The sequence below is a fragment of the Geobacillus sp. Manikaran-105 genome (assembly GCF_002809955.1).
GTDB classification, from domain to species: domain Bacteria; phylum Bacillota; class Bacilli; order Bacillales; family Anoxybacillaceae; genus Geobacillus; species Geobacillus thermophilus.
Genome location: NZ_PIJG01000038.1, coordinates 1 through 12,657 on the forward strand (window position 1 = coordinate 1; position 12,657 = coordinate 12,657).

The following is a 12,657-nucleotide window of genomic DNA, read 5'->3' on the forward strand; positions in this document are numbered from 1 at the left end:
CGATGTTTTACGGTTACAACGTTTCCTGTAACCAACTCCATACATCGAGTAGCAGTTATTGGAGTGCCTTTATTAAACGGTTTTCTCCACGCCTTTATTATATCATACACAAAAGAAAAGGGGAACGCGCATTCCTCTCCCACTTACTCCCTTTGGTCGTTGAAGTGGGAGTCTCCTGCGCGAAATAGGATGAAGAAGATTCCAATTAAGTAAAAAATGGTTGAGCCGGCTTTCATGTTGACATCGGCAAGAAAGGGCGCCCTTTGTCGAGTGAATACGAAAGCCGTCAACATATAATTTGAATTTCCAAAGGGGGGTATAGCCAATGAAACAGCGTTGGCTGATGGTAGTGGTTGCTTTGCTTCTTGTCGTACTGGTTGCTTGCGGCAATAAGGAGAATGCAAGCAACGGAGCAAGTGGGAAGAATGACGAGAAGAAAACGGAACAAGCCGAGGAAATGACGATCAAGCACCAGCTTGGAGAGGAGAAAGTCAAGAAAAATCCAGAGAAAGTGGTTGTCTTTGATTTTGGAGTGCTGGACACCCTTGATAAACTAGGGGTGAAGGTGACAGCTTTGCCCCAGATGAACGTGCCGAAATACTTGGAGAAATATAAAAGCAGCGACTACCAAAACGTCGGCAGCTTGATGGAGCCGGATTTTGAAAAATTGAGCGAAATCAAGCCGGATGTCATTTTTATTTCCGGTCGTCAAGCAAATTTGTATGACAAGTTGAAAGAGATTGGCCCAACCGTGTATATAGGGATTGACACTCAACATTATTGGGATTCATTTACAAACAATATGAAGCTGATCGGGCAAATGTTTGGCAAAGAAAAAGAAGTAGATGAGGAACTGGCCAATATTGAAAAACAAATCGAAGAAGTGAAGGCGAAGGCTGGAGATAAAAAAGCGCTGATCATTTTGACGACTGGCGGGAAAGTGAGTGCGTACGGCAAAGGTTCGCGCTTTGGGCTCATCCATGATGTGCTCGGCGTGCCAGCCGCAGACCCGAATTTGAAAGCGACGAATCCTCATGGACAAAGCGTATCATTTGAGTACATTGCCGAGAAAAACCCGGATTACTTGTTTGTCATTGACCGCGACGCCGTTGTAGAAGGAAAGCCGACAGCGAAGCAAACGATTGAAAATGCGCTTGTGAAAAAGACGAAAGCATATCAAAACGGCCACATTGTCTACTTGGATCCAAATTATTGGTATCTCTCAGGCGGCGGATTGACGTCGGTGTCGGAAATGATCAAACAGGTGGAAGAAGGATTGAAATAAAAGGACAGGCGGGCTTAGGCGGCCCGCCTGCTTTATCGTCATAAAATGACATTCTTAATTTTGTAGATTTCCCGTTCGTGTTCGATGACTTTGTTCGAGAGGAAGGTGATGTCAAGTTTGATGTTGTTCAGCTGTTCATTGAATGATTGGGCATGGGAATCGACTTTTTTCTCTAAGGAGTCGAGTCTTTGGTGGATGGAAGAAACTTCACCGTGAAGTTTGTGCACGTCCATCGCGAGGGCGTCGAGTGCGGCGTCGGTTTCATCCTGGCGGTGAAGCAGGGCAGACATCAGATCATACAGTTCTTTTTGGCCGGCTTTGATATGGGCTTGTTCTTCTTCTAACCGCTTTTGGCCTTCAAGGAGAGCTTGCTGGATCCGCCGGAATTCTTCTTGCTCTTTGCGCATTTCYTGCTGTTCTCTACGGATCTCCTGCTGTTCTTTTCGCATTTCTTGCTGTTCTCTACGGATCTCCTGCTGTTCTTTTCGCATTTCTTGCTGTTCTCTACGGGCATTTCTTGCTGTTCTCTACGGATCTCCTGTTGCTCTTTCCGTATTTCTTGCTGTTCTCTACGGATCTCCTGCTGTTCTTTTCGCATTTCTTGTTGTTCTCTACGGATCTCCTGCTGTTCTTTTCGCATTTCTTGTTGTTCTCTTCGGATTTCCTGTTGTTCTTTTCGGATTTCTTGTTGTTCTGCTTCCAGCCGTTTGTGGCTTTCGACGAGGAGGTGCAGCGTGTTCTCGATATGACCAAGGCGGTTGAACAACTGCAAGAGGATCTCTTCGCTCATGGTTGGCCCCTCTTTCATTCTAATTTCCTTCATTATAGCACATATGTTCTTGTCGGACAAGCACGAATGGTGTATATAGGAAAGCGTACAAACATATGATACAATGAATAAACAAACTGACAAGTCCCAGTGCGGATGTCGGCTAGTATGTTTTTAGAAAGGGATCGATGTATGCTTTACGTTTCTCCTGCCAAAATCGCAAGCTATTTTTATCACGAGTGCGAGCGGAATTTTTATTTTCAGTCGTTGGCGAAAGAACGGCGCAGCGAGCTCGATGTGCCGGAAGAGCTGTTTGAGCAGCCTGCGGTTCATGAGAGCGTGCTGCGCCGAGGGGTTGAGTGGGAAGAGGAAGTGATTACGACCTATTTGGCCGGCCAAGTGCAGATGGGGAAGCGAGAGCCTGGCGCACCGATTTCCCACTGCTATTTGGATGGAGAGGAGACGATCCGCGAGCTGAAGCAGCCGAGCAAGCGCTATTTATACCAGCCGACATTGATCGCGCCGCCGCGCTTTTACGAACGGTACGGGTTGGATCTGAAAGTGATCCGATTTGCGGCGTGTCGTCCGGATTTGATTGAGTGCATTCCGGGGCAAAACGGCTTTGTGTTCCGCATCATCGACATCAAATCATCAGATGTGTTAAAGATTTCCCACCGCGTGCAAACGGCGCTGTACGCGTTGATGTTGTCCTCGGTGTTAGAGGAGCACGGTGTTAAGGGCAGCGTCGATTTGCGCGAAGCCGGGATATGGACGTACAAAACCGAGCAGCCACAGCTGACAGATATCGGACAGCTGCTTCCGTTTCTTGAGCAGTTTTTGGCTAGCGAATTGACGGCGCTGGCTGGGAAGCAACTTGATGAGCTGTTTTGGCATTTGGATTATCGCTGTGAATGGTGCCCGTTCTATGATTACTGTTTCGACAAAGCGCGGAAACAGTCGCATATTTCCCTCGTTCCGTACTTATCGAGTCATGCGTCCCGCTTTATCCGCGAGCGGCAGCTTCCGGAGACGATCGATGAGTTTCGCCAACTTCTTGAGCGTCAAGAAACGAGACACGTCCTAAAACAAAACGCTGGATTGGCGCGTCAACTTCGGCGGCTTGAAGCGCAGCTTGAGGCGATTGCGGAGGAAAAGGTCGTTCCGTATGACCAGGCGGTGACGCATATGCCGATATGGGAAGACATCCGTCTGATTCTCACCGCGCAACGCGATCCGTTGACGGGGAAGATTGCGGCGGCATCGTTGTACCGTGTTGGTGGAACAGACGTGTTTGGAACGGGATCGGAAATGCATCATGTTATTGCTGGTTCTCTGGAAGAATGCGACGCGGTCGGCCGAACGTTTGCCGATGCGCTGGACCGCCTGCTTCAGACGGTGCACGATTACAACAGGGAGCGAGAGTGGCGGTCGCAAAAATCGGTGCAGGTGTATGTCATCGACAACTATGAATGGGACAATGTGCAGCAGCTACTTCAAGCGCTTTTGTTCGATCCAGACTATAACGAAAAAGCTGTTCGGCTGCTGTCGTATTTTCATAGCAGCTCACTAGCAAGTGCCAGCGACCACCCAAGCGAAATGGTTCCGCTTCCTGTCGTTGTGCTGACAACGGCTGTGAGCCAGCTGTTCGCCTTGCCGGCGCATGTCGCGTACCGTCTTGAAGACTTGTCGCGGTATATTGCGGCCTACCATGATTCGCCGTTTCTGTACTCGGCGAGCGAGCGCTTTTCGTTCCGCTTGACAAACGCCATGAAACTGGATGTGCTGCATGATGCCTGGCAAACAGGGGACACGGAAACACGGCAAGCGGTCGAGAAGGAGCTGAGCCGCCGCCTTTGGGCTGCTCACAGCATCATTCAAGGCATCCGTGCGTGGGCCGAGAGCGTCCATCCTTCGCCGCTTATGGTCTGGCCGGAAAAATTTGCGTTTCCTCATTCGGCTGATTACCGTGATCCGCTTGTGTCCAAGCTGGCGTTTATGGCGCGCTACGAGGCGCTATTAAACTACTTGGATATTCGCCAAAAGCGCCTGCTTCCGCTTTCGGAGCGGCTTGAGAACGGAGTGACGCTTCATGTCACGTACCTTGGCGGCGATCGGTTCCGATTGAACAACCGCCAGGCGCTTGAAACGATCGATCTAAAGGCGAGCTGGCTTTTGACGGAGTGCAATGAGGAAGGGGAAAAGGCGCAACAGACGTTTCCTGATCATAAGTACGCCAGTGAATGGAAGACGCCCCAACGGGTCAATTTGTACTTTACCCGCATTCGCGCCATCGAAGATAATGGCAAGACAGCTGAACTCAAGCTCGAGTTGCCCAAATGGCTCGATCGGTTCCCGCTTGTGGAAGGAGAGGAGTATTGGCTGTCGCTTCGGCATGCGGATTTTACCACCCCGCGCGTCTTGCAGGCGTTGCAACAGTTGGATAAGGACAATCATCGCATCTTGGACTTGATTCGCGATCCGATTCGCTATCGGAAAACGTTTCGTCCCAACTGGGATGCAGAGGAAGTCAAGGCGCTTCTCCGCCGAAGCGGGTTGACAAAAAGCCAGCGTCAGGCGTTTCTCCACTTTCTCCGCCATACGTTGACGCTCGTCTGGGGGCCGCCTGGCACCGGGAAAACGCATTTTATTGCCGTCGCTCTTCGGCTGCTTATGCCGATTTACGAAAAGCAGGGGCGCAGGCTTGCCATTCTTGTTTCGGGTTTCACCCATGCGGCGATCGAAAACGTTCTGCGCAAAATTCAGGAGCTTGCGCCGCGGCGCAGCGTCCATATCGCGAAACTTGGTGAGATTCAGACGGAAAACGCCAAAGGAATCGCCGAGGTGGCGGACCGTGACCTTCCCCGATGGCTGGGCAACGGCGGGCATCGGGTGCTTGGCGCCACGCTGTACGGCATTCAAAGGGCGTATGAAAAAGACTGTCTAGAAGAGTTTGACGTCGTCATTCTGGATGAGGCGTCGCAAATCCGCGTGGCCGATTCACTGTTGGCGCTGCGCCATGTCAAAAAAGCAGGCAGGCTGCTTATCGTCGGCGACCATTTCCAGCTGCCGCCAATCATTCAAGGGACGTATGCGGCCGCGGAAGGGGAGCCGCACCTGTTCGACTCGATTTTCCGCCTGCTGTTTGACGCGGATGTGGAGAAGCGGTATACCCGCCAACTGACGGACAATTTCCGCATGAACGAGGCGCTTTGCCGCTACCCGGCCGAGCGGATTTACAGCTCCCAGTATACCGCGTTCACCCGCCAGATTGCCGAACAAACGTTGGCGCTCGCCGATGCCCCAACTGCCGATGAATGGGTGGAAGCAGCGATCGACCCTGACTATCCGCTTGTCGTCTGCACGTATGACGGCGTGTACGGTGCCCAAGAAAACGAGGCGGAAGCGCGCTGGGTGGCGAGCATCGCGAAGGTGTTGCGGGAACGGCTTCTCGACAGCGAGGAAAAACGGTACGATGACTCATCAGAAGGCGACCAAGCGTTTTGGCGCCGCGGGCTGTTTATCGTCTCGCCGCATCGGGCGCAAATCCGCGCCATTCGCCGTGCCCTTGAACACCAAGGACTGCGTCCGCCGTTTTTCGTCGATACGGTTGATAAAATGCAAGGGCAAGAAGTGGATGCGGCGATCATCAGCTACGGCGTCGCCGATCCGGAACTGGCTGTGATGGAAGGGGAGTTCATCTACAGTTTGAACCGCCTCAACGTGTCGCTCACGCGGGCGCGGAAAAAGGCGATCCTCTTCCTCTCGCGCCAACTGATGTCGCCGCCGCTTCAGGTGATCGGCAACGAGGAATACCGTGAAGGAGTCAACTTTATGGTTGGGCTTGAGCAGTACGCTTTACGTCATGGGGAAGCGCAAACGTTTATGGTCGACGGTGTTGCGCTGCAAATGTACCGAGTCAGTCGTCCGAAGATGGAAAACATGGACACTCTATGAAGCTGCTGAGTTTGACAGGAAAAAAGGATGAATCAAGGCGCTGTTCAACTTGAGAAATTCTTTGATGCATCCGAGAATCCCCCATTTTCTTACTCAAAAACCGCATAAGCAGTCACCATCCGCCATGCCGCCTTCTCCGTTTGTTGGCTCGTTTTGTTTCCATGCTGAGCGCAGCCGCGCACGGTTCGGAAGAGGGGGGCGTGGGGGACGGAATGGGGATTGATGTACGAACGGTGAATAGTTGATAAGAAAATTAAGGAAGGAAACCGCCGAGCCATGGCGAAATAATGGAAATAAGATTCGTCGATAAGAAACACTGCGCTGAGAATGCGCGGGAAGAGAGGGGGCGTGCCATGGCAAATGCCGGCGGGAGAAGATCGGTGTCGGATGCAAGGCTTGAGGTGATCAAAAAGCTCTTTCCGGAAGCGGTTGTGGATGGGGGCATCGATTGGGAGTGGCTGAAGAGGGTGCTTGGCGGTCACAAACGGCAGGAAGCATATGAGTTCATGTGGCCGGGGAAGGCAGAGGCGAGGCGGCTCGCTGAAACGCCTGCGTCCGGAGTATTGCGGCCGGATCAGGCAGCGAGCAAGCAGTGGGAGACAACAAACAATTGGTATATTGAAGGAGACAATTTAGAAGTATTAAAACTGCTGCGGACGTCGCATGCAGGGGCCATCCAAATGATTTACATCGACCCGCCGTACAACACCGGGAAAGTGCTGACGTATAAAGACCATTGGCGCCAAAAGAAGAGCGCGCCAGCTCGTAGGAAGGATATAGAGGAAGCGCGCGCTCATGCCGGCTGGCTCAACATGATGTACCCGCGCCTTTGGGTGGCGAGAACGCTGTTGGCGGAGACAGGGGCGATGTTTATTTCTATTGATGATACAGAGCAGGCGAATTTGAAAAAAATGTGCGATGAAATTTTTGGCGAGCGGAATTTTGTCGCCACGTTCATTTGGCAGCGGGCGTTTTCCCCTGTGAACATGAACAAGTTTGCCTCGCGCAACCATGACTTCATCCTCTGTTACGCGAAAAATATCGACCGTTTAGCTTGGTACGGCTTGCCGCGCCATCCGGAAGCGGATGGGCGGTATGCCAACCCAGACAATGACCCACGCGGTCCATGGACGTCAGGCGATTTGTCGGTCGGTCCGCCGATTCCGGAAAAAATTTATGATATCGTGACCCCAGGCGGCCGGATTGTTTCGCCGCCCCATGGGTATTGTTGGCGGGTGACGAAGGAGCGCTTCGCCGAGCTGGCGGCGGATAACCGCATTTGGTTTGGCAAAGACGGAAACGGGGTGCCGCGCCTGAAGCGGTTTTTAAGCGAAGTGAAGTCGACGGTGACGCCGCTTACGATTTGGACGCATGACGAGGTGTCCCATTCGCAGGAGGCGAAAAAGGAGCTGAAGGAGCTGTTCGATGGGCTCGCGGTGATGGATTACCCGAAGCCGGTGAAGCTCATTCAGCGCATGGTGGCGTTGACAACGAGGGATGATGATCTCATCCTGGACTTTTTTTCCGGCTCGGCGACAACGGCTCATGCCGTCATGCAGCAAAACGCTGAAGACGGCGGCCGGCGGTCGTTTATAATGGTGCAGCTTCCCGAGCCGCTTGCGGAAACGTCCGAGGCGTATCGGGTGGGGTTTCGGACGATTTGCGACATTGGCCGCGAGCGCATCCGCCGCGCGGGGGAGAAAATCGTCCGTGAAACGGGGAAGACAGAGCTTGATATTGGCTTTCGCGTGTTTCGGTTCGAGAAGAAATCGAAGCAGCCCGCTCGCTAGGCGGACGGGCTGCTTCTCGATTCGACTGATGAAAAGCGCTTTGGTAAAGCAGGCGTTGCGTCTATGTTCCGAGTCCCTGATGTCCGTCGTTTCAGGTGCTTTTTACAATGACACCGCAGCCCAACGGTCGTTGACAAAGACGTCGTACTCCGCAGCAATCGTTTCTTTGAGCTCCGCTAAAGACGGGATGCCGTCGGCGAACGTGTAGGTGTCAAGGCAAATGAGGGAGTATTCGTCGCCGGGATCAAATACGATGGTGACGACTTCTTCCGTTCCGGCGTCCACTTGCCGGATGGTGTCGCCGTCTTCCGGCTCCACGAGTACGTTTTGGTACGTTTCGCGGATGACATAGTAGCCTTCCTGCAATTGTTCAGTGAATAGATGTTCGATGTCCGTCAGTTCGTGGACGATCATGTTTAGGCCTCCTGATTTGTGAAATTATTCTCAATATCATTATATAACGTAGTCGTTGTCGATATAATAGATGTTGTGGAAAGTTCGAAAAGTTGTCATTTTGTATGCCAAGCGTAGATAAGGTTGGGTGCAGGATTGATAAGGGAAAATAGCAGCTTCCTGCAAAAAGAAAGCGCCCTCGTGGGAGGGCGATGTCAACGTTTAACCAGTGACACTGCTTGCCTTCTGTCATCGATAGGCTGTTTAGGTGTAAATGATTCATTATTTTGCGATTTCTGTCGGACTGTTATGTTTTGAATCGAAAAGGGTGATTTGTTCATACTCGCCTTCCTTTAATACGCTTTGGTCGTTTTTCATTAAGTAGGTGTAGACACCAATCGCAATGAACAATCCAAATGTCCACGCGTTGTCCCAAAGAAAACGAAGTGGCGGTATGAATAAACCAAGTACAGGAATAACGACTCCCACAATCAGTGCGTACACTCCGTTTTTGTTAAACCCATTTGCATAATTGTAACGGCCATTCGGTTTGTACAGTTCTTTTAAGTGCAACTGTCTTCGGCGAACGAGCCAATAGTCCGCAATAGCAATGCCGTCAATGGGTCCAAGCAAAGCGGCGTATGTGCCAAGCCAGCCGAATATATAATTCCCAAAGTTGGACATAATATACCATGGCTGCAATAAAATAGCGAATAGTCCTGTGATAATCGCGCCAATTCCAAATGTAATTCGCTTCGGATATAAATTTTCGATCGCTCGGGCAGGGGCAACCACGTTGGCACCCACATTAATAGTTACAGAAGAGATGACAATAATAATAGTCCCTAATAGAATGACAAATGGGGGAAATTTAGCTAACAGCTGCACGGGATCCCAAATGGCTTGACCAAAAATCACAATGGTTGCTGAGGTTACGGCAATTCCGATAAATGAAAAAACAGTCATTGTAATAGGCAAGGATAAACTTTGGGCGACCATTTGTGATTTCTGACTCTGTGCGTATCGGCAAAAATCAGGGATGTTTAATGCCAATGTGGCCCAAAAGCCGATGACGCCAGTTAAAGAAGGGAAAAAGACTTTCAAAAATTCACCGGTTGTTTCGAACTTAGAAGGAGTCTCTAAAATCGGTCCCCATCCTCCGGCGTTCGTAAATGCCCAAATGAGCAAAATGATGGAAGAAATCCCGACAACAGGTGCAGCCACTGCGCTTAGCTTTTTGATGCCTTCTGGGCCTCTATAAGCAATGCTGATATTTAAGATCCAAAATAATGCAAATACGATGGCTGTATGTCCCGGTAAATTCCCCCACGAAGAGAATGATGCCATGAGTAATGTGTCAATGGCTTCTGTTCCGATCCACGTATTGATTCCAAACCATCCGGCTGCTACAAGGGCCCGGGCTAAAGTGGGAATATGGGCGCCTTTATCTCCAAACCAAAGCCGGGCAAACACAGGATAAGGAATCCCGAATTTTGTTCCTGCATGAGAGTTTAATAAAATCGGAATAAGGACGATCACGTTCCCCAGAAAAATGGTACCAACAGCTTGCCACCAGTTCATTCCTAAAGCAATCATGCCGCTGGCCATGGTGTATGAAGGAATGCATAAACACATTCCAATCCACAATGTAGCAAAATTGATTCCTTTCCATGAATGTTCTTGCCTTGTTGTCGGACGCAAGTCATCATTCCATAAAGGACTTCCACTGACTTCTTGTGCGGCTTCCTCCGTCAAGACCACAATCCCATTGTGTTCAATTTGTGTTTTCATTCATATCCCCCTTTTTTTAAAAATCCAGTGTATAAAAGAGAAATTTAAGAAAATTCTATCTATACTATGTAAATTTTTCATTATACGATTTGTCAAATAAGAAAAAGAGAAATCTATTCATTATGTAAAATGTGTAACTATTCCTCACATTTTGATGTTCTCAATCCTAGGGAGCAACTTCGTCTAGCTGTATATTTATTTCGCTGAAATTTACATAGTGAACAATCAATGTTTTCTATTATTTAACAAAGTGTATAATGAAAAGCTGGTGATTTACTATGTAGAATATTCTTAAAGTTCAGCCTGATTGTGAAACCAGATAAAATGAAGAAGGAGTGATTGGAGCATGGCTGATCAAGTGACCATTGGTTTGATCCAAGCTTCTCATAATGTGCATGGGGACGAGCCGGTCGAGGTTCATAAGGAAAAGGCGATTGAAAAGCACGTCAAGCTTGTCAAGGAGGCAAAAGATCGGGGAGCACAAATCATCTGTTTGCAAGAGATTTTCTATGGCCCGTATTTCTGCGCCGAGCAAAATACAAAATGGTATGAGGCGGCGGAAGAAATTCCAAATGGTCCGACGACCAAAATGTTTCAGGAAATAGCAAAACAGCTGGGGGTAGTGATCGTTCTACCGATTTATGAAAGGGAAGGAATTGCTACTTACTATAATACGGCAGCTGTCATTGATGCCGATGGAACCTACCTAGGAAAGTATCGCAAACAGCATATTCCGCATGTCGGGGTAGGAAACGAGGGCTGTGGATTTTGGGAAAAATTTTATTTTAAGCCTGGAAATTTAGGCTATCCGGTATTTGATACCGCATTTGCCAAGATCGGCGTTTATATTTGTTATGACCGTCATTTCCCAGAGGGAGCGCGAATTTTAGGACTAAAAGGCGCTGAAATTGTGTTCAATCCATCCGCTACGGTAGCAGGTCTCTCCGAATATTTATGGAAACTGGAACAACCGGCTCATGCCGTTGCCAATGGCTATTACGTGGCTGCCATCAATCGGGTTGGATATGAAGCACCGTGGAACATGGGAGAGTTTTACGGGCAGTCTTACTTGGTTGATCCTAGAGGGAACTTTGTGGCCATGGGCAGCCGTGATCAAGATGAAGTGGTGATTGGCGTTATGAATAAGAAGATGATTCGGGAAGTGCGCGATACTTGGCAATTTTACCGTGATCGTCGTCCGGAAACCTATAGTGAAATGACGGCTTTACTTCCATAGAAAGCAGCGAGAAAGGGGAGGAGGGAATGACTCTATTCCCTTTCTTTAAAAATGACGCGTGGAGGGGGATGGAGATGGAGCAATCACGTTTGGAAAAGAACTTTGAAGAAGTAGAGCCTGGCTTGACAGATCGAGAAGCAATGGAAGAAGCGAATCGATGTTTGTACTGTTATGACGCTCCTTGTATTCGAGCTTGTCCGACAGGGATTGATATCCCCGCTTTTATCAAAAAAATTGCTTCTGGGAATGTAAAAGGGTCAGCGAAAACGATTATGTTGTCAAACCCGGTTGGCGCCAGTTGTGCAAGAGTGTGTCCGACAGAGGAATTATGTGAAGGGGCTTGTGTTTTAAATCATTCTACAAAACCCATTATGATTGGAAAATTGCAGCGATATGCGACCGATTGGGCGATCCGAAATAAAGAAGTATTATTCCAAGCGGGACGAAAAAATGGAAAAACAGTGGCAGTTGTCGGCGGCGGCCCTGCTGGATTATCATCGGCCAGAGAACTAGCTCGTCTTGGGTATGAAGTGACCATTTTTGAAGCGGAGAACCAAGCAGGCGGGCTAAACACGTATGGCATTGTTTCTTTTCGCCTCCCTCAAAATATCACGTTGTGGGAAGTCAATCAAATCAAAAGCTTAGGCGTGCAAATCCGCACGAATACAAGGGTTGGTAAGGATATTGAAGTAAACGAGCTCCTAGAAAATTATGATGCTGTTGTTTTAGCTGTTGGCATGGGGAAAGTGCCAAAGTTAGGAATCCCGGGAGAAGATTTGGACGGAGTATATGATGCCATTGAGTTGATTAAAGAGACGAAAACAAAACCGTTGACTGATCGGCTGGTAGGGAAAAGGGTAGTTGTGATAGGTGCGGGAAATACCGCGATTGATGCAGCTACCTGTTCGGTGCGTCTAGGAGCGGAAAATGTAAAAATTTTATATCGCCGGACGAAAGAAGAAATGACAGCTTATGAATTTGAGTATGAGTTTGCCAAACAGGATGGTGTCGAATTTCGTTGGCTAACAGCACCCAAAAGGATTATTGGCGACAGTAAGGGTAAGGTTACTCATGTTGAATGCGTTCGGATGGAATTGGGAGAACCAGACGCTGATGGCCGCCGCCGCCCTCTTCCGGTTGAGGGATCGGAATTTATTATGCCGGTTGATGTTGTCATTAAAGCCATTGGGCAAGAGCGCCATATCGAATTGATTGAAGCTTTTGGATTAGAGCATGATCATGGCGTAGTCAAGGTGAATCCTGAAACTTATCAAACGTCGAATCCGAAGGTGTTTGCTTGTGGGGATGTGATTTTTGAAAGAGGAAAAGGCGAAGCGATGGTGGTGGTGGCAGCGCAGCAAGGGAAGGAAGCAGCTTACGGGATTCATCGATATTTGACAAAGGCAGTAAGCGAAACGGCCTAAATGAGAGGAGGGAA

9 protein-coding genes are annotated in these 12,657 nt (G+C 49.3%); 5 read left to right on the plus strand and 4 right to left on the minus strand.

The features are described from left to right. Positions 1–325 precede the first annotated feature (325 nt). Complete coding sequence (locus CV945_RS11820; RefSeq protein WP_100659832.1) at positions 326–1,285, plus strand: siderophore ABC transporter substrate-binding protein; 960 nt, start codon at positions 326–328, stop codon at positions 1,283–1,285. A gap of 38 nt (positions 1,286–1,323) precedes the next feature. On the opposite strand, the gene CV945_RS17545 is transcribed toward CV945_RS11820, so the two are convergent. Beyond that, entirely contained in the window at positions 1,324–1,692 is a 369-nt protein-coding gene (locus tag CV945_RS17545) for a hypothetical protein (protein WP_232722123.1), read from the minus strand. Further along, the gene (locus CV945_RS17550) at positions 1,626–2,075 is read right to left on the minus strand and encodes a hypothetical protein (RefSeq protein WP_232722126.1); all 450 of its coding nucleotides are present in this window, start codon (positions 2,073–2,075) and stop codon (positions 1,626–1,628) included. Before CV945_RS17550 ends, CV945_RS17545 begins: the two co-directional genes overlap by 67 nt. A gap of 171 nt (positions 2,076–2,246) precedes the next feature. Between CV945_RS17550 and CV945_RS11830 the strand changes: the two genes are divergently transcribed. After that, the gene (locus CV945_RS11830) at positions 2,247–6,008 is read left to right on the plus strand and encodes a bifunctional RecB family nuclease/DEAD/DEAH box helicase (RefSeq protein ID WP_100659833.1); all 3,762 of its coding nucleotides are present in this window, start codon (positions 2,247–2,249) and stop codon (positions 6,006–6,008) included. Positions 6,009–6,361: 353 nt separating this feature from the next. Next, positions 6,362–7,798: a site-specific DNA-methyltransferase gene (locus tag CV945_RS11835; RefSeq protein WP_100659834.1), complete on the plus strand. Its 1,437-nt coding sequence runs from the start codon at positions 6,362–6,364 to the stop codon at positions 7,796–7,798. A gap of 102 nt (positions 7,799–7,900) precedes the next feature. On the opposite strand, the gene CV945_RS11840 is transcribed toward CV945_RS11835, so the two are convergent. Both CV945_RS11840 and CV945_RS11845 read right to left on the minus strand, forming a co-directional pair. Continuing rightward, a complete protein-coding gene (locus CV945_RS11840) occupies positions 7,901–8,212 on the minus strand; it encodes a hypothetical protein (RefSeq protein WP_100659835.1) in 312 nt (103 codons plus the stop codon). A 261-nt stretch (positions 8,213–8,473) separates the two neighbouring features. Then, positions 8,474–9,982: an NCS1 family nucleobase:cation symporter-1 gene (locus CV945_RS11845; protein ID WP_100659836.1), complete on the minus strand. Its 1,509-nt coding sequence runs from the start codon at positions 9,980–9,982 to the stop codon at positions 8,474–8,476. A gap of 346 nt (positions 9,983–10,328) precedes the next feature. Here CV945_RS11845 and CV945_RS11850 point away from each other — a divergent pair, with 346 nt between their 5' ends. Beyond that, entirely contained in the window at positions 10,329–11,219 is an 891-nt protein-coding gene (locus tag CV945_RS11850) for a nitrilase-related carbon-nitrogen hydrolase (RefSeq protein WP_014195599.1), read from the plus strand. A 74-nt stretch (positions 11,220–11,293) separates the two neighbouring features. Beyond that, the gene (locus CV945_RS11855; protein WP_198518507.1) at positions 11,294–12,643 is read left to right on the plus strand and encodes an NAD(P)-dependent oxidoreductase; all 1,350 of its coding nucleotides are present in this window, start codon (positions 11,294–11,296) and stop codon (positions 12,641–12,643) included. Positions 12,644–12,657: the final 14 nt, after the last annotated feature.

What these genes read in the sequence shown, in the direction of transcription:
- CV945_RS11820 (WP_100659832.1), top strand. Translation starts at nt 326, where the DNA reads ATGAAACAGCGTTGGCTGATGGTAGTGGTTGCTTTGCTTCTTGTCGTA.
- CV945_RS11830 (WP_100659833.1), top strand. Translation starts at nt 2,247, where the DNA reads ATGCTTTACGTTTCTCCTGCCAAAATCGCAAGCTATTTTTATCACGAG.
- CV945_RS11835 (WP_100659834.1), top strand. Translation starts at nt 6,362, where the DNA reads ATGGCAAATGCCGGCGGGAGAAGATCGGTGTCGGATGCAAGGCTTGAG.
- CV945_RS11850 (WP_014195599.1), top strand. Translation starts at nt 10,329, where the DNA reads ATGGCTGATCAAGTGACCATTGGTTTGATCCAAGCTTCTCATAATGTG.
- CV945_RS11845 (WP_100659836.1), bottom strand. Translation starts at nt 9,982, where the DNA reads ATGAAAACACAAATTGAACACAATGGGATTGTGGTCTTGACGGAGGAA.
- CV945_RS11855 (WP_198518507.1), top strand. Translation starts at nt 11,294, where the DNA reads ATGGAGCAATCACGTTTGGAAAAGAACTTTGAAGAAGTAGAGCCTGGC.
- CV945_RS17545 (WP_232722123.1), bottom strand. Translation starts at nt 1,692, where the DNA reads ATGCGCAAAGAGCAAGAAGAATTCCGGCGGATCCAGCAAGCTCTCCTT.
- CV945_RS11840 (WP_100659835.1), bottom strand. Translation starts at nt 8,212, where the DNA reads ATGATCGTCCACGAACTGACGGACATCGAACATCTATTCACTGAACAA.